This is a genomic window from Streptomyces sp. MP131-18, from assembly GCF_001984575.1.
In the GTDB taxonomy this organism is placed as follows: domain Bacteria; phylum Actinomycetota; class Actinomycetes; order Streptomycetales; family Streptomycetaceae; genus Streptomyces; species Streptomyces johnsoniae.
This window is the reverse complement of record NZ_LZNS01000001.1, coordinates 7112415-7129106: the sequence shown is the minus strand read 5'-3', so window position 1 is coordinate 7129106 and position 16692 is coordinate 7112415. Positions and strand designations below refer to the sequence as shown.

Annotated in this window: 13 protein-coding genes; 7 read left to right on the top strand and 6 right to left on the bottom strand. The window is 72.3% G+C overall.

Features of this window, described 5'->3' with window-relative positions:
- Positions 1 to 105: 105 nt before the first annotated feature.
- The gene (locus STBA_RS31630) at positions 106 to 417 is read left to right on the top strand and encodes a ferredoxin (protein WP_077062448.1); all 312 of its coding nucleotides are present in this window, start codon (positions 106 to 108) and stop codon (positions 415 to 417) included.
- Positions 418 to 611: 194 nt separating this feature from the next.
- Here STBA_RS31630 and STBA_RS31625 read toward each other — a convergent pair whose 3' ends face one another.
- The 3 genes from STBA_RS31625 to STBA_RS31615 all read right to left on the bottom strand — a co-directional run bounded on the left by STBA_RS31625 (position 612) and on the right by STBA_RS31615 (position 3481).
- Positions 612 to 1175, bottom strand: coding sequence for a hypothetical protein (locus tag STBA_RS31625; protein ID WP_077062447.1), 564 nt, complete (start codon positions 1173 to 1175; stop codon positions 612 to 614).
- 128 nt (positions 1176 to 1303) lie between these two features.
- Entirely contained in the window at positions 1304 to 2203 is a 900-nt protein-coding gene (locus STBA_RS31620; protein ID WP_077062446.1) for a tRNA (adenine-N1)-methyltransferase, read from the bottom strand.
- 24 nt (positions 2204 to 2227) lie between these two features.
- Entirely contained in the window at positions 2228 to 3481 is a 1254-nt protein-coding gene (locus tag STBA_RS31615) for a site-2 protease family protein (protein ID WP_077062445.1), read from the bottom strand.
- Between the two features lie 99 nt (positions 3482 to 3580).
- Between STBA_RS31615 and STBA_RS31610 the strand changes: the two genes are divergently transcribed.
- Together STBA_RS31610 and STBA_RS31605 are read left to right on the top strand one after the other, a co-directional pair.
- Positions 3581 to 4576, top strand: a complete 996-nt coding sequence (locus tag STBA_RS31610; protein WP_253195147.1) for a PD-(D/E)XK nuclease family protein — start codon at positions 3581 to 3583, stop codon at positions 4574 to 4576.
- A 63-nt stretch (positions 4577 to 4639) separates the two neighbouring features.
- Positions 4640 to 5308, top strand: a complete 669-nt coding sequence (locus tag STBA_RS31605) for a response regulator transcription factor (RefSeq protein WP_077062444.1) — start codon at positions 4640 to 4642, stop codon at positions 5306 to 5308.
- 6 nt (positions 5309 to 5314) lie between these two features.
- Here STBA_RS31605 and STBA_RS31600 read toward each other — a convergent pair whose 3' ends face one another.
- From STBA_RS31600 to metH, 3 genes are all read right to left on the bottom strand, one after another.
- Positions 5315 to 6973, bottom strand: coding sequence for an ABC transporter substrate-binding protein (locus tag STBA_RS31600; protein WP_077062443.1), 1659 nt, complete (start codon positions 6971 to 6973; stop codon positions 5315 to 5317).
- Positions 6970 to 7704, bottom strand: a complete 735-nt coding sequence (locus STBA_RS31595; RefSeq protein WP_077062442.1) for an HAD family phosphatase — start codon at positions 7702 to 7704, stop codon at positions 6970 to 6972. Before STBA_RS31595 ends, STBA_RS31600 begins: the two co-directional genes overlap by 4 nt.
- Positions 7705 to 7825: 121 nt before the next feature.
- Positions 7826 to 11338, bottom strand: coding sequence for a methionine synthase (metH, locus tag STBA_RS31590; protein ID WP_077062441.1), 3513 nt, complete (start codon positions 11336 to 11338; stop codon positions 7826 to 7828).
- Between the two features lie 220 nt (positions 11339 to 11558).
- Here metH and STBA_RS31585 point away from each other — a divergent pair, with 220 nt between their 5' ends.
- The 4 genes from STBA_RS31585 (at position 11559) to STBA_RS31570 (ending at position 16472) form a co-directional block, all read left to right on the top strand.
- The gene (locus STBA_RS31585; RefSeq protein WP_077062440.1) at positions 11559 to 12323 is read left to right on the top strand and encodes an IclR family transcriptional regulator; all 765 of its coding nucleotides are present in this window, start codon (positions 11559 to 11561) and stop codon (positions 12321 to 12323) included.
- 147 nt (positions 12324 to 12470) lie between these two features.
- On the top strand, positions 12471 to 13283 hold the full coding sequence (locus STBA_RS31580) for an MIP/aquaporin family protein (protein WP_077062439.1): 813 nt from the start codon (positions 12471 to 12473) through the stop codon (positions 13281 to 13283).
- 45 nt (positions 13284 to 13328) lie between these two features.
- Positions 13329 to 14870 (top strand): glycerol kinase GlpK, encoded by a 1542-nt coding sequence (gene glpK, locus STBA_RS31575; protein ID WP_077062438.1) that lies wholly within the window; start codon positions 13329 to 13331, stop codon positions 14868 to 14870.
- 6 nt (positions 14871 to 14876) lie between these two features.
- The gene (locus STBA_RS31570) at positions 14877 to 16472 is read left to right on the top strand and encodes a glycerol-3-phosphate dehydrogenase/oxidase (protein WP_077062437.1); all 1596 of its coding nucleotides are present in this window, start codon (positions 14877 to 14879) and stop codon (positions 16470 to 16472) included.
- Positions 16473 to 16692: the final 220 nt, after the last annotated feature.

Here is a 16692-nt window from a genome sequence, read left to right as displayed (position 1 = left end):
ACCCACCCTGCCTCAGGGGAAAGCTGCCCGCTGTATGGTCGTAAGCGGTCAACACCCGTCAGGGACGGCTCCCTTTGATGCACACCCACGAGGAACGGCAGGCCAATGACCGTGCAGAACGATGCGGCCGAGGAGCTTGAGGTCTGGATCGATCAGGACCTCTGCACGGGGGACGGGATCTGTGCGCAGTACGCCCCCGAGGTGTTCGAGCTGGACATCGACGGCCTCGCCTATGTGAAGCCGCCCGTCCCGCCGGGCGAGGAGGCCGATCTGCTGACCGAGCCCGGCGCGGCCGCCCGCGTGCCACTGCCGCTCCTGCGTGACGTGACCGAGTCGGTCAAGGACTGCCCCGGCCAGTGCATCCACGTACGCCGCGTCGCGGACCGCACCGAGGTGTACGGCCCGGACGCCGGCTAGGTCCTGTCCTGTCGATCTTGTCGGATAAGCCCGCGGCGTCAGATGCGGTGCATCGCAAGGCGCCGGATCGCAGCTCATACCTGTCCGTATTCGCGCGATTCGGTAACGCAGCGAGGTGCCGTAGCTGGCGTCGCGGGCCCGGCAAGATCGGCCGGACAGGGCCTAGCGGTCCTGGCCTTCGGGCCGCGGACGGTTCAGACGCTGTTGGGGGCGGGCGCCACCGTCAGTTCGAGCCGCCCGTCCTGCCACGCCCAGCTGACGTCGCGGCGCATATCCGGGCAGCACCTGGGTACCTCGGGTGCGGAGTAGCCCAGCAACCGCGCCGAGATCGTTCCCCCGTCGATGCCGAGCCCGTCCACCGTCATGCGCTCCCCCGGGTCCACCAGGGTCTCCGCAACGCGCGGCGCCCCGTCCTCCTCGGTGGGGTGCGCCAGGACGTACACGCCGTGCGGCGGCGTGCCGGAGCCGGCGTCGCAGTGGACGACGGCCACCGTCTCGGCCCTGCCGTCCGCGTCGAGGTCGACCTCGACGCGGTCCGCGACCACGACGCCGAGCGGGCCGCAGTCCACCGGGTAGGAGGCGCGGGCCGGGTCGGGGCCGCCGCTGGGGCCCTCCTGGGTGGCGGTGGCGCCCGAGGGCTGGACGAGGGCGGCGGCGGCCGTCACGGCTGCCAGCGCGAGCGCGGTGATCAGCCAGTGCCGTGCGCCGGCCCGGGTGTGCGGAAGGTCGGAGGTGCCGTGGCCTGCCGGGAGCTGCACGTGGGGGACTCCAAAGGACAGCGGAGGAGGAACGGAACGGTGCCGGGACCCGCCCGTCGGCAGGCTCCGGCATCGTGCCATATCTCACACCCGCACCCGACGGCGGGGTCCCCCACGCGCGGCGCGGGTCAGTCGGAGCCGCTGCCCGAGCCGGGCCCGGTGTAGTCGGAGCCGTAGGCGCCGGGCGCGGGACGGCGGCGGCGCAGGGGCGGCGTGACGCCGTCGGCGAGGCGCCGGGCGGTCAGCAGGAAGCCGGTGTGGCCGATCATGCGGTGGTCGGGGCGCACGGCAAGGCCCTCGACGTGCCAGGTGCGGACCATGGTCTCCCAGGCGCGCGGCTCGTTGAACGTGCCGTGCTCGCGGATGCTCTCGACCGTGCGCGCCAGTTGCGTGGTGGTGGCGACGTAGGCGCACACGATGCCGCCGGGCACCAGGGCTTTGGAGACGGCGTCCAGGCACTCCCAGGGCGCCAGCATGTCGAGGATGACGCGGTCGACGTCGGTGTCGGACAGGTGGTCCTGAAGGTCACCGACCGTCAACTGCCAGGCGGGGTGCGGCTCGCCGAAGTAGCGGGCGACATTGTCCTGCGCGATCTGGGCGAAGTCGGCCCGCCGTTCGTAGGAGTGCAGCATGCCCTGGTCCCCGATGGCCCGCAGCAGGAACGTGCTGAGGGAGCCGGAGCCGACGCCCGCCTCCACGACGCGGGCCCCCGCGAAGATGTCGGCCATGGCGAGGATCTGCCCGGCGTCCTTGGGGTAGACCACGGCGGCGCCGCGCGGCATGGACAGGACGTAGTCGGGGAGCAGGGGGCGCAGCGCGAGGTAGGCGACGTTTCCGGTGGTGCGGACGACGGTCCCCTCGGGGGCACCGATCAGCTCGTCGTGCGGGAAGGCGCCCTTGTGGGTGTGGAAGCTCTTCCCTGCTTCGAGCGTGAACGTGTAGTGGCGTCCCTTGGGGTCGGTGAGCTGAACCTGGTCCCCGACCTTGAAGGGCCCACGACGGCGGGCGGCACCGGTCGGTTCGGACATGGGCGCAAGCCTAGTCCACCCGGGTCACGGCGCCGACCGCGGCCGGGGGGAGGCGGCCGGACGGGCCATGGCGTCGATGAAGGCCCGTTCGACGTCGCTCGTCGAGAGCACACCGTAGATCTCGCCGGTCTCCTCGACGACCAGGTACTCGGTGGCCGGGGTGGCCCGCAGCCGGTCGAGCAGTCCCTCGCCGGTGAGGTCGGCGGGCACCCGCATGCCCTCGGTCAGGTCCTGGGCGAGTGTGCTCACCGCGACCCACGGCCTGCGGTGCTGCGGAACGCCGGCGATGCCCGACTCCCGCACCACGGACTGCGGCGTCCCCTGGCCGTCCACCACGACGAGGGCCCGGGCGCCCGCGTCGTTCGCCCGGCGCAGCGCCTCGGAGAGCGGGGTCTCCGGGCTCACGGGGACGGCCCTGCGGGTGAGGGCGCGGGCGTTGAGCGCGGGCAGGCGCTCGCGGAGGCGGGCCATGCGCAGGCTGTTGCCCGCGCCGGTCCAGATGATGGCGGCGAGGATGGCGGCGAGCAGCGCGTCGGTCAGGGACTGGAGCCCGGAGAACGAGTCGCGGTCGGCGACCGAGCCCATGTGCGTGGCCAGCGGGAAGCCGATGAGCACGACGATGGCCAGCACGCGCCCGGTCCACGCCGCGGCGACGGTGCCGGTCATCGGGCTGCCCGAGAGCTTCCATACGACGGCGCGCAGCATCCGGCCGCCGTCCAGGGGCAGGCCGGGGAGCAGGTTGAAGACGGCGACGATGAGGTTGGAGATCATCAGGCCGGCCAGCAGGACGCCGGGTACGGTGCCGGACTCCACGGCCAGCATGCCGACGTAGAAGACGCCGGCGAGGACGAGGGAGAGCAGCGGGCCGACGCCGGCCAGGACGAACTCACGGCCCGGGGTCTGGGACTCCTTCTCGATCTCCGAGACGCCGCCGAAGAACTGGAGCTGGATGCGCCGCACGGGCAGGTCGAAGCGGACCGCGGCCAGGGTGTGGGCCAGCTCGTGAACCAGCACGGAGGCGTAGAAGGCGACGGCGAAGAAGAGGGAGACCAGATAACGGCTGCCGCCGAGCTCCGGCAGGACCCGGTCGAGCTGATTGCCGAAGAACCAGGTGATGAGTGCGGCGACCAGGAACCAGCTGGGAGCGACGTAGACCGGAACGCCGAACACCCGGCCCATCAGGATGCCCCCGCCGCCCTCCTTGGGGCGCCGCTGCTCGTCGTCCCGAGCCTCCTGGGCCCCGGAGCGCGCTGTCCGGTCGCTGTCCGAGTCTCCCACCGGTTCCCCTCGTCGCGTTAAGCCCGATCATGCCGTGCCCCGGGCCCGGAGTCGATGGTATGCCGCTGTCTGTCAGTGACGCGCCGTAGGGTTCGTTCCATGACTGGGTCTTCCGCGGCGCCGCCCCACTCTCTTTCTCCTTCCCGGGCTGCCGACTTCATGCAGTGTCCCCTGCTTTACCGCTTCCGGGTGATCGACAAACTGCCCGAGGAGCCGAGTGCCGCGGCGACGCGGGGGACGGTGGTGCACGCGGTCCTCGAGCGCGTCTTCGACGCACCGGCCGGGGAGCGCAGCGCGCGGCGGGCCCGTTCGCTCGTGGTGCGCGAGTGGCAGCGGCTGCTGACGCGGCGGCCCGAGCTGGCCCGGCTGTTCGCGCCTGAGGACGGCGGCGCGGCGGAGCCGGCGGAGGGCGATGGGGCGCAGGCACCGCAGGTCGACGCCGAGCGGCTGGCCAAGTGGCTCACGGAGGCCGAGGAGTTGGTCGAGCGGTGGTTCACCCTTGAGGACCCGGCGCGGCTCGAGCCGGCGGAGCGGGAGCTGTTCGTGGAGACGCGGCTGGACTCGGGGCTGCGGCTGCGCGGGGTGATCGACCGGGTGGACGTGGCACCCACCGGCGAGGTGCGGATCGTCGACTACAAGACGGGGCGGGCCCCGCGCGCGGAGTTCGCCGGGGAAGCGCTGTTCCAGATGAAGTTCTACGCGCTGGTGCTGTGGCGGCTGCGGGGGGCCGTTCCGCGGCGGCTCCAGCTGGTGTACCTGGGCAGCGGCGACGTGCTGACGTACGACCCGGACGAGGCCGATCTGCGCGGGGTGGAGCGCAAGCTGCTCGCGCTGTGGGAGGCGATCCGGCGGGCGACGGAGAGCGGTGACTGGCGGCCGAGCCCCGGCCGGCTGTGCGACTGGTGCGACCACCGCTCGCGCTGCCCCGAGTTCGGCGGCACTCCCCCGCCCTACCCGCTGCTGGTCCAGGATCAGCTGCCGCTCGCGGTGCCGCCGCAGGCGGCGCCGGAGGCGAAGGCGGACGCGGACGGCGCGGATACGGACGGCGTCGGGAGTGCGGGCGGGCTCCCGGGCGCGGGGGCCGCTGCGCCGTGAGCCAGAATGGGGGCGCGGCCACCGGCGTCTCGGGCCGTCCTCCCCCGACCGAAGGGTGCCTTCATGCCGATCCGCGTTCTGCTGGTCGACGACCAGCCGCTGCTGCGCACCGGGTTCAGGATGATCCTGGAGGCGGAGCAGGACCTCGCCGTCGTCGGGGAGGCCGGGGACGGTCTTCAGGCGCTTGACCAGGTGCGGGCGCTCCAGCCGGACGTGGTGCTGATGGACATTCGCATGCCGCGGATGGACGGGGTGGAGGCGACGCGGCAGATCACGGGCCCGGCGAAGGACGGCCCGGTGAAGGTACTGGTGCTGACCACGTTCGACCTGGACGAGTACGTGGTCGAGGCGCTGCGGGCCGGTGCCAGCGGGTTCCTGCTGAAGGACGCGCCGGCGGCGGAGCTGGTGCAGGCCATCCGGGTGGTCGCGGCGGGCGAGGCGATGCTCGCGCCGAGCGTCACCCGGCGGCTGCTGGACATGTACGCGGAGAAGCTGCCGTCGGGCGACGAGCCGGTGCCGGACGCGCTGCACACGCTGACGGACCGCGAGGTCGAGGTGCTGAAGCTGGTGGCACGCGGCCTGTCGAACGCGGAGATCGCGGCCGACCTGTTCGTGAGCGAGACCACGGTGAAGACGCATGTGGGACACGTGCTGACGAAGCTGGGCCTGCGGGACCGGGTGCAGGCGGCCGTGTTCGCGTACGAGAGCGGTCTGGTGCGGCCGGGCAGCTGAGGCCGGTCAGTCCTGCGGCGTGCGGGCGATCTCCCACAGGCGGAAGACGTCCGTGCGGTCGAGGGCCCAGGGGAGCCCGGTGACGTTCTCGCCGGCGACGGCGTACTGCCTGGTCTGCCACAGCGGGATGAGCGGCAGGTCCTCGGCCACGATGTCCTGGAGCGCGGCGAAGTCCTCAGCGGTCGCGCCGCGGTCGCCCTGCCGCTCCGTGCGCGGGATCAGCTCCTCGGTCACGCGCGGCGCGGCGTAGCCGCCGGTGAGCAGCCCGCCGGTGCCGAAGTAGGGGACGGTATAGGCGTCCGCATCCGGGTACTGGGGCGCCCGGCCGTGCGCGAAGGCGCCGAACGAGCCGTCCGCCACCCCCCGTTCGAATGTGTCGGCGGCCACGCTCGTGACCTGCGCGTCGAACAGGCCGCTGGCGTTCAGCCGGGCGGCGAGGTGCTCGAACGCCGCCTCCGTTTCCGGGCCGTGACGGTCGGGGGTGATCCACAGCGTCAGCGCGACGGGCTCGGTGATGCCCGCCTCGCGCAGCGCCGCCTCGGCACGGTCGCGCCGCGGCTCGTCTCCGTAGGCGTCGAGGAACGAGGGGGTGTGCCCGGGAATCCCGGCCGGGACGACGGAATACAGGGGCTCGGCGGTGCGCGGCCGCACGTCCTCGATCAGGGCGGCGCGGTCGACGAGGTGAGCGACGGCACGGCGGACGCCAGGCCGGCCCGCGACCGGATCGTCCAGGTTGAAGGCGAGGTGCAGGGCAGCGGCGCCGGTGCCGTCGACCGTCTTGGGGCCGCCGCCGCCCGCCGCGGCGGGCGGCTCAAGGACAGCGAGGCCCGCGAGGTCCGCGCTGCCGAGGCCGCGGGCGACGTGGACCTCGCCGGCTGCCAGGGCCGCCCGCAGCGCCGCCCGGTCGCCGTGGAAGAGGCGGAGGGTGACGCCGGTGTTCCGGGCGACGGCGGGGCCGCGGTAGTCGGTGTTGAGGGAGAGGACGGCCTCGTCCCGGGTGAGCCGCTCCAGCCGGTAGGGGCCGGAGCCGGTGGCGCCGCCGTCGGTGCGCAGGGCGTCGGCGGGGTAGGCACCGGGATCGACGATGGCCCCCGCGGCGGAGGCGATCTTCTGCGGGAAGGTCGCGTCGGGCCGGCCGAGGTGGAAGGTGACCGTCTCCTCGTCCGGGGTCTCGATGCGGTCGATCGAGGACAGCAGCGCGGCCGGGCCGCCCGGGGCTTCGATGCGCAGCGTCCTGTCGAAGGAGAACTTGACGGCCGCCGCGGTCAGCCGTTCGCCGCTCGTGAACGTCAGGTCGTCACGGAGGGTGCAGGTGAAGCGGCGGCTGACGCGGTCGGTGAAGCCGCATTTTTCGGCCGCGTCGGGCTGCGGTTCGGTCCGGCCCGGCGGGAAAGCGAGCAGCGACTGGAAGACGTTGTCCAGGAGCACGGCACTGCCGGGCCCGCCGCCGGCGGCGGGGTCGACGGCGGCGATCTCCTCGGTGGTGCCCACCACGACCCGCTCGTCCAGGACCGGGGCGTCCTCGCCGCCGAGGTGACGGCCAAGGAACAGCGCGGCGAGCAGGCCGCAGGCGAGCGGCAGAGCCACCCGGGTGGCACGTTCGCGTAAGGGGCGCTCCCGCCGGGCGGCCGCGCGCGGCGGCGATCCGCCGGCGGGGTGGGTCATGGGCGGACTGTCCTGGCGGGCGTTCCTCCGGGGGCCGGGGCGGCGGCGACGGCGCGCAGGAGCGCGAGGTCGACCTCCTCCAGCGTGCGCACCAGGGTTCGCCCGGCGGCGGCGGGGATGGGCGCGACCGAGGGCACGGCCACGACGCGGCAGCCGGCCGCCTCGGCGGAGGCAACGCCGGTGACCGTGTCCTCGACGGCGACGCAGCGTGCCGGGTCGGCGCCGAGGCGGGTGGCCGCGGTGAGGTAGGGATCGGGGTGCGGCTTGGTGCGGGGCAGCTCGTCGCCCGCGACGGTGACCGCGAAGTACTCGGGCCCCAGGGAGCCGAGGATGCGGTCGATGACGGTGCGGTGCGAGGCGGAGACCAGCGCGGTGGGCACCCGGTGGGCGGCCAGTTCGGTCAGCAGCCTGCGGGCGCCGGGCATCAGGGGGACGCCGGCCTCCAGGCGGCGCAGGAACGTTGCGTTGAGCAGGAGGCGCAGCTCGTCGAGCGTGATGTCCGCGCCGGTCACCTCGATGAGGTAGCCGGCGCTGCGGGTCATGGGGCCGCCGACGACGACCTCGCGGTGCTCCTCGGCCAGCTGGTGGCCCAGGGCCTCGAAGACCTCGCACTCGGCGTCCCACCAGAAGCCCTCGGTGTCGACCAGCGTGCCGTCCATGTCCAGCAGAACGGCCTGAGGGCCGGGCCCTGCGGGCACGGCCGTGTCGACGGCCAACAGGGAACTCGTCATCCGCGCGCACCTCCATGGGGGCGAGCAGGCCGGCCGTCCGCGGCGGGACGGCCGGCCTGTACCGGACCGATCAGTCTACGTCGGCGCAAAAACTGCCGCCGCCCCATATCACTCGCACGGGTTAGCGGGCGTTGAAATAGTTGGCTTCGGGATGGTGAAGGATGAGGGCGTCCGTGGACTGTTCCGGGTGCAGCTGGAACTCCTCGGAGAGCGTCACGCCGATGCGCTCCGAGCCGAGCAGCTCGGCGATCTTGGCGCGGTCCTCCAGGTCCGGGCAGGCCGGGTAGCCAAGGGAGTAGCGGCAGCCCTGGTACTCGGTGCGGAACATCCCGTCCAGCGCCTCGGGGTCGCCACCGGCGATGCCGAGCTCCGCGCGGACCCGGGCGTGCCAGTACTCGGCGAGTGCCTCGGCGAGCTGGACGGACAGGCCGTGCAACTCCAGGTAGTCGCGGTAGGCGTCGGCCGCGAACAGCTCGGCGGTGGCGTCGCTCACCCGCGGCCCGATGGTGACGGTCTGGAGGGCGACCACGTCGGTCTCGCCGCTTTCCGCGGGGCGGAAGAAGTCGGACAGGCACAGCCGCCGGCCGCGCCGCTGGCGCGGGAAGGTGAAGCGGGTGCGCTCCTTGCCGTCCTCGTCGAGGATCACCAGGTCGTTGCCCTCGGCGTGGCACGGGAAGTAGCCGTAGACGACGGCGGCCTGGAGCAGGTTGTCGGTGTGCAGGCGGTCCAGCCAGCCGCGCAGCCGCGGCCTGCCCTCGGTCTCGACCAGCTCGGCGTAGTCGGGCCCGTCGTCGCCGCGGGCCGCCTTCAGGCCCCACTGGCCCTTGAACAGCGCGTCGGGGTCGAGCCAGTCCGCGTAGTCCTTCAGCGGAACGCCCTTGATCACGCGGGTGCCGAGGAACGGCGGAACGGGCACCGGCACGTCCGTCGCCGTGGCCGAGCGGGCGGGCGCGTCCGTGTCGTCCGGCAGCGGCAGGGGGCTCTCGCGCTTGGGCACGCGCCGCTGCTTCAGCTCCGGCAGGGTGGCGCCGGGGACGCCGCGCTTGACGGCGACGAGCGCGTCCATCAGCCGCAGGCCCTCGAAGGCGTCGCGGGCGTAGCGGACCTCGCCCTCGTACACCTCGTGCAGGTCCTGCTCGACGTAGGCGCGGGTGAGGGCGGCGCCGCCGAGGATGACGGGGTAGTCGGCCGCCATGCCGCGCCGGTTCAGCTCCTCCAGGTTCTCCTTCATGATCACGGTGGACTTCACCAGCAGCCCGGACATGCCGATGACGTCGGCGCGGTGCTCGGTGGCGGCCTCCAGGATCGCGGAAACCGGCTGCTTGATACCGAGGTTGACCACGTTGTAGCCGTTGTTGGTCAGGATGATGTCCACGAGGTTTTTGCCGATGTCGTGGACGTCGCCGCGCACGGTGGCCAGGACGATGGTGCCCTTGCCGTCGTCGCTCGTCTTCTCCATATGGGGTTCGAGGTAGGCGACCGCGTTCTTCATGACCTCGGCGGACTGGAGGACGAACGGCAGCTGCATCTGCCCGGAGCCGAACAGCTCGCCGACGACCTTCATGCCCGCCAGCAGCGTGTCGTTGACGATCTGGAGGGCGGGCCGTTCGGCGAGTGCGGCGTCGAGATCGGCCTCCAGGCCGTTGCGCTCGCCGTCGATGATGCGCCGCTGGAGACGTTCCTCCAGGGGCAGGGCCCGCAGCTCCTCGGCCTTGCCCGCCTTCATGGACTTGGTGTCGACGCCTTCGAAGAGTTCGAGGAAGCGCTGCAGCGGGTCGTAGTCGGGGCGGCGGCGGTCGTAGATCAGGTCGCGGGCGACCTCGGCGTGCTCGGCCTCCATCCTGGCGATCGGCAGGATCTTGGCGGCGTGCACGATCGCGGAGTCGAGCCCGGCCCTGACGCACTCGTCGAGGAATACGGAGTTGAGCACCAGGCGGGCGGCGGGGTTGAGGCCGAAGGAGATGTTCGACAGGCCGAGGGTGGTCTGGACATCGGGGTGGCGCCGCTTCAGCTCGCGGATGGCGGCGATGGTGTTCGCGCCGTCCTTGCGGGATTCTTCCTGCCCGGTGCAGATGGTGAACGTCAGGCAGTCGATGATGATGTCGGATTCGGCGATGCCCCAGTTGCCGGTGAGGTCGGCGATCAGCCGCTCGGCGATGGCCACCTTGTGCTCGGGGGTGCGGGCCTGGCCCTCCTCGTCGATCGTCATGGCCATCAGCGCGGCGCCGTGCTCGGCCGCGAGGCGGGTGACCTTCGCGAAGCGGGAGTCCGGGCCGTCGCCGTCCTCGTAGTTGACCGAGTTGATCACGGCCCGGCCGCCCAGCTTCTCCAGGCCGGCCTCGAGTACGCCGGGCTCGGTGGAGTCCAGCACGATCGGCAGCGTGGAGGCGGTGGCGAAGCGGCCGGCCAGCTCCTTCATGTCGGCCACGCCGTCCCTGCCGACGTAGTCGACGCACAGGTCGAGCAGGTGGGCGCCCTCCTTGATCTGCTCGCGCACCAGCTCCACGCAGTCGTCCCAGCGGCCGGCGAGCATGGCCTCGCGGAACTTCTTGGAGCCGTTCGCGTTGGTGCGCTCGCCGATGGCCAGGTAGGAGGCGTCCTGCCGGAAGGGCACCGTCTGGTACAGCGAGGAGGCGCCCGCCTCTGGCTGCGGGTCCCGCTCCGCGGGCCGCAGGTCGCGCACCCGCTCCACGACCTGCCGCAGGTGCTCGGGCGTGGTGCCGCAGCAGCCGCCGATGAGGGAGACGCCGAATTCGGCGATGAACGACTCGTGCGCGTCGGCCAGCTCGGCCGGGCCGAGCGGGTAGTGCGCGCCGTCCTTGCCCAGCACGGGCAGCCCCGCGTTCGGCATACAGGAGACCGGCACGCCGGCGTGCCGGGACAGGTACCGCAGATGCTCGCTCATCTCGGCGGGGCCCGTGGCGCAGTTGAGGCCGATCATGTCAATGCCGAGCGGTTCGAGCGCGGTGAGGGCGGCGCCGATCTCGGAGCCGAGGAGCATGGTGCCGGTCGTCTCCACCGTGACCTGGACGAGCAGCGGCAGGCTGGCGCCCGCGGCGGTCAGGGCGCGCCGGGCGCCGAGCACGGCGGCCTTCGTCTGGAGGAGGTCCTGGCTGGTCTCGACCAGCAGGGCGTCCGCGCCGCCCGCGATCAGGCCCTCGGCGTTCTGCTGGTAGGCCGCGCGCAGCTCGCCGTAGGAGACGTGGCCGAGGGTGGGGAGTTTGGTGCCGGGGCCGATCGAGCCCAGGACCCAGCGCATGCGCCCGTCACGCACGGTGAACTCGTCCGCGACCTCGCGGGCGACGCCCGCGCCGGCCCGGGACAGCTCGAAGACGCGGTCGGCGATCTCGTACTCCCCGAGCGCCGAGAGGTTGGCGCCGAAGGTGTTGGTCTCCACGCAGTCCACGCCGGCCTCGTAGTAGGCGCGGTGAACGGTGCGGACGATGTCGGGACGGGTGACGTTCAGCACCTCGTTGCAACCTTCGAGCTGCTGGAAGTCGTCGAGCGACGGGTCCTGCGCCTGGAGCATGGTGCCCATCCCGCCATCGGCGACCACGACCCGCGAGGCGAATGCCTCGCGCAGGGCGGTGGCCCGGTCGGAGGGGCTGGCGAGGGGCGGGCTTGCAGAGGCCATGGAATTGCTCCCTGGGGTGCGACGGCTGTCGGCTATGCGGCCTCCGTGACGGAGCGCACCGAGTCAGCCTAACGGCCGGGGACGCCGGATTGGGAGACACCGCAGGTCCCGGGACCGCCGTACACTCAATTCGCCCCCGGGGGCTATCGGCATGACCCGCTCGTGTTCGACAATGCCGAACGGGAGGCGCTTGGGTTACCCGGAACAAGGAGGCGGCCCCATGGCTCGGACCATCCAGTCGCTTGAGCGTGCCGCGGCAGTCCTGCGGCTCCTCGCCGGCGGCGAGCGGCGGCTGGGTCTGTCCGACATCGCATCCGCCATTGGTCTCGCCAAGGCAACCACGCACGGCCTGCTGCGCACCCTCCAGCAGGAGGGCTTCGTCGAGCAGGACCCCTCCTCCGGCCGCTATCAGCTCGGCGCGGAGCTGCTGCGCCTGGGCAACAGCTATCTCGACGTCCACGAGCTGCGGGCCAGGGCCCTGGTGTGGACGGACGACCTGGCGCGCTCCAGCGGGGAGAGCGCGTACGTCGGCGTGCTGCACCAACAGGGCGTGCTGATCGTGCACCACGTCTTCCGGCCGGACGACAGCAGGCAGGTCCTGGAGGTGGGCGCGATGCAGCCGCTGCACAGCACCGCGCTCGGCAAGGTGCTGGCCGCCTACGACCCGGTCGCGCACAACGAGGTCATGGAGAGCGATTTCGCGGCGATCACCGAGCTGACCGTGACCGACCCGGCGGAGTTCGAACGCGGGCTTGAACGCGTTCGGGCGCGCGGCTGGGCGAGTGACGTCGGCGAGACGTGGGACGGGGTCGCCTCCATCGCCGCACCCATCCTCGATCGCCGCCGAATGCCGGTCGGCGCGGTGGGGATCACGGGCGCCGAGGAGCGCATGCGATCCGACGGCGCGCTCAGCCCGCGCCTCATCGCCGCGGTGCGGGACTGCGCGAGGTCCGTGTCGCGCGATCTCGGAGCCGGGCGCTTCTAGGACAATCCGGATACCCGAGAGGTATCTGCCGCCCAACCCTTGACGACAGCCTCTTCGGGGAGAAAACTCCCGTTCGATGGTCGACATTGTCGAACACCGGACGGACGTCGACCAGGAATCCCTGGACGAAGGACAAAGGAGTCACGGGTGTCCAGCTCCGACATCTTTTTCGGCGAGGTCCTCGGCACCGCCGTACTGGTCTTGCTCGGCTGCGGCGTGGTCGCAGGAAACGTCCTCAGAAAGTCGAAGTCCTTCGATGCCGGATGGGTCGCCATCACCTTCGGGTGGGGCATCGGCGTGCTCTCCGGCTTCTACGTCTCTACCCAGCTTTCCGGTGCCCACCTCAACCCGGCGGTCACGCTCGGCCTCGCGATCGACACCGGCGAGTGGGGCGACGTGCCCACGTACGTCGCCGGGGAGATGACCGGTGCGCTGCTCGGGGCCGTCCTGGTGTGGCTCGCGTACTACGGCCACTTCCAGGCCCACCTGGAACACCACAAGGTCGTCAGCGGCTCCAGGACCCCGGGCCCCAAGGCGTTCGACGCCGCCGCGGAGACAGAGGAACGCCGGGAACCCTCGCGCCAGGAGCCGGGCCCCGTGCTCGGCGTGTTCGCGACCGCCCCCGAGATCCGCAACAGCGTGCAGAACGTCACCACGGAGATCATCGGGACCGCCGTCCTGATCTTCCTCGTCCTCGGCATCGGCCTCAACGACGGCCTCACCATGTCCGGCACCGGCGGGCTCATGGTCGCCCTGGTCGTGGTCGGCATCGGCCTCTCCCTCGGCGGCCCCACCGGCTACGCCATCAACCCGGCCCGCGACCTCGGCCCCCGCATCGTCCACGCCCTCCTGCCGCTGCCGAACAAGGGCGGCTCCGACTGGGGCTACGCCTGGGTTCCGGTCGTCGGCCCGCTCATCGGCGCCGCCATCGCGGCCGGCATCCACAACCTGCTGTTCTGACCCCCGCCGTCCGCCCCCGCCCGCACCACGACCAGGAGCCGCGTTATGACCGACGCACACGACGACACCTCGGGCGCCCCGCGCGAGTACATCGCCGCCATCGACCAGGGCACCACGTCAAGCCGCTGCATCGTGTTCGACCGGGACGGGCGCGTCGTCTCGGTCGAGCAGAAGGAACACGAGCAGATCTTCCCCAAGCCGGGCTGGGTGGAGCACGACGCCACCGAGATCTGGACCAACGTGCAGGAGGTCGTCGCCGGCGCCCTCGCGAAGGCCCGCATCTCCAAGGAGCAGGTCAAGGCCATCGGCATCACCAACCAGCGCGAGACGACGCTGCTGTGGGACCGGGCCACCGGCGAGCCCGTCCACAACGCCATCGTGTGGCAGGACACCCGCACCGACGCGCTGTGCCGCGAACTCGGCCGCAACGTGGGCCAGGACCGCTTCCGCCGGGACACCGGGCTGCCGCTCGCCTCCTACTTCGCCGGCCCCAAGATCCGCTGGCTGCTCGACAACGTCGAGGGCCTGCGGGAGCGCGCGGAACGCGGCGAGATCATGTTCGGCACGATGGACTCCTGGGTCATCTGGAACCTCACCGGGGGCACCGAGGGCGGCGTACACGTCACGGACGTCACCAATGCCTCCAGGACCCTGCTGATGAGCCTGCGCACCCTCCAGTGGGACGAGAAGATCTGCAACTCCATCGGCGTCCCCACCGCGCTGCTCCCCGAAATCCGTTCCTCGGCCGAGGTGTTCGGCACCGCACGCGGCGGAGCGCTCGACGGCGTTCCGGTGGCCTCCGCCCTCGGCGACCAGCAGGCCGCGCTGTTCGGGCAGACCTGCTTCTCCGTCGGCGAGGGCAAGTCGACCTACGGCACGGGCACCTTCCTGCTGATGAACACCGGGCCCAAGGCCATCAACTCCTACGCCGGCCTGGTCACCACCGTCGGCTACCGCATCGGCGACCAGGACCCCGTGTACGCGCTGGAGGGCTCCATCGCGGTCACCGGCGCCCTGGTCCAGTGGATGCGCGACCAGATGGGGCTGATCAACAGCGCCGCCGAGATCGAGACCCTCGCCCTGTCCGTCGACGACAACGGCGGCGCCTACTTCGTGCCCGCCTTCTCCGGCCTCTTCGCCCCCTACTGGCGCTCCGACGCCCGCGGCGTCATCTCCGGCCTGACCCGTTACGTGACCAAGGCACACCTCGCCAGGGCCGTGCTCGAGGCCACCGCATGGCAGACGCGGGAGATCGTCGACGCCATGAAGAAGGACTCCGGGATGGAGCTGACCACACTCAAGGTCGATGGCGGGATGACCTCCAACAACCTGCTGATGCAGAACATCTCGGACTTCCTCGACGTGCCCGTCGTCCGGCCGATGGTCTCCGAGACCACCTGTCTCGGCGCCGCCTACGCGGCCGGGCTGGCCGTCGGCTTCTGGAACGACGTCGAGGACCTGCGCGCGAACTGGCGCCGGGCCGCCGAGTGGACCCCGCAGATGGACGCGGCCGAACGCGACCGCGAGTACCAGTTCTGGCTCAAGGCCGTGAAGCGGACCATGGGCTGGCTCGATGAGGAGAGCTGACAGACGATGAACACCCCGCACCCGGCTGCCGCAGCCGTCGCCACGACCGCCACGGAGCGGCGCGCCGAGACCAGGGACCGGCTCGCCACCGCCGCCTACGACCTGCTGGTCGTCGGCGGCGGCATCCTGGGCACATCCGTCGCCTGGCACGCCGCCCAGTCGGGACTGCGGGTCGCGATGGTGGACGCCGGCGACTTCGCCGGCGCCACCTCATCGGCCTCCTCCAAGCTGGTCCACGGCGGGCTGCGCTACCTCCAGACCGGCGCCGTCCGGCTGGTCGCGGAGAACCACCACGAGCGGCGCGTCCTCTCCCGCGACGTCGCCCCGCACCTGGTGAACCCGCTCACGTTCCACCTCCCCGTCTACCGCGGCGGGCCGCACGGCGCCGCCAAGCTGGGCGCCGGCGTGTTCGCCTACTCGGCGCTGTCCGCGTTCGGCGACGGCGTGGGGCGCGTGATCTCCCCCGCCAAGGCCGCGGCCGCCAACCCGGCGCTGCGCACCGAGCACCTGAAGGCCGTCGCGGTCTACGGCGACCACCAGATGAACGACGCGCGCGTGGCCGTCATGACCGTCAGGGCCGCCGTCGAATCCGGCGCCGCCGTGCTCAACCACGCCGAGGTCACCGGCCTGCGCTTCACCCGCGGGCGCGTCACCGGCGCGGACCTGCGCGACCGGCTGGACGGCACCGAGTTCGGCGTCACCGCCCGGCTGGTGCTCAACGCCACCGGACCCTGGGTGGACCACCTGCGGCGCATGGAGGACCCGGGGGCCGAGCCGAGCATCCGGCTGTCCAAGGGCGCCCACATCGTGCTGCGCCGTACGGTGCCCTGGCGGGCCGCACTGGCCACCCCGGTGGACAAGTACCGCATCACCTTCGCCCTCCCCTGGGAGGACCAGCTGCTGCTCGGCACCACCGACGAGGAGTACGAGGGCGATCCGGCCGAGGTCCACGCCACCGAAGCCGACATCCGGCAGATCCTCGACGAGGCCGCCCTCTCCATCCGCGACGAACACCTGTCCCGTTCCCTGCTCACCTACGCGTTCGCGGGACTGCGCGTGCTGCCCGCCGGTCCCGGCGGCGTCACGTCCGCACGGCGCGAGACGGTCGTCTCCGAGGGCAGCGGCGGCATGCTGTCCGTCGCGGGCGGCAAGTGGACCACCTACCGGCACATCGGGCGGACCGTGCTCGACAAGGTCGCCAAACTGCCCGGCTCGGTGCTCGCCGAGGACATGGCACCGGTGGGCGACCTGGTGCGGCGCGTGCCGCTGCCGGGAGTCGCCAATCCGGACGCCGTCGCGCACCGGCTGCTCGCGGACCGCGACCCGGGCGCGGCCCTCGCCCCGGCGACGGTCCGGCACCTGGCCACCCACTACGGCTCCCTGGCCTTCGAGATCGCCGACCTCGTCCGCCGGAACCCGGCACTCGGCGAACGCGTGCACCCCGAAGGTCCCGAGATCTGGGCCCAGGTGGTGTACGCGCGCGACCGCGAGTGGGCCGGAACCGTGGACGACGTGCTGCGCCGCCGTACCACGGTGACGATCCGCGGCCTCGACACGGAGGAGGTAAGGGCCCGCGTCGCCGACCTGCTGCGCGGGCACTGAACGGCCCCGGCCGCCCCGGGCGTTCGCCCGGCGGCAACATCGCGCGGCGGGACCTGCGCCCGGGCCGGGCGCCGTGGGGCGCACGACGACCGGCGGAGTGAGCGACCGGTCACCGTGGATGACCGTGCGCATGCGTACGAGGACTGCGGGCTGGGCACGGTCACGCCGTAGGCTGGGGCCGCACGGAACACTTACGGCAGCCGGGCCGGGAGCACCTCCC

Coding starts and splice junctions, on each gene's coding strand:
- STBA_RS31630 (WP_077062448.1), top strand. CDS start 106: ATGACCGTGCAGAACGATGCGGCCGAGGAGCTTGAGGTCTGGATCGAT.
- STBA_RS31620 (WP_077062446.1), bottom strand. CDS start 2,203: ATGTCCGAACCGACCGGTGCCGCCCGCCGTCGTGGGCCCTTCAAGGTC.
- STBA_RS31610 (WP_253195147.1), top strand. CDS start 3,581: ATGACTGGGTCTTCCGCGGCGCCGCCCCACTCTCTTTCTCCTTCCCGG.
- STBA_RS31605 (WP_077062444.1), top strand. CDS start 4,640: ATGCCGATCCGCGTTCTGCTGGTCGACGACCAGCCGCTGCTGCGCACC.
- STBA_RS31600 (WP_077062443.1), bottom strand. CDS start 6,973: ATGACCCACCCCGCCGGCGGATCGCCGCCGCGCGCGGCCGCCCGGCGG.
- STBA_RS31595 (WP_077062442.1), bottom strand. CDS start 7,704: ATGACGAGTTCCCTGTTGGCCGTCGACACGGCCGTGCCCGCAGGGCCC.
- metH (WP_077062441.1), bottom strand. CDS start 11,338: ATGGCCTCTGCAAGCCCGCCCCTCGCCAGCCCCTCCGACCGGGCCACC.
- STBA_RS31585 (WP_077062440.1), top strand. CDS start 11,559: ATGGCTCGGACCATCCAGTCGCTTGAGCGTGCCGCGGCAGTCCTGCGG.
- glpK (WP_077062438.1), top strand. CDS start 13,329: ATGACCGACGCACACGACGACACCTCGGGCGCCCCGCGCGAGTACATC.
- STBA_RS31570 (WP_077062437.1), top strand. CDS start 14,877: ATGAACACCCCGCACCCGGCTGCCGCAGCCGTCGCCACGACCGCCACG.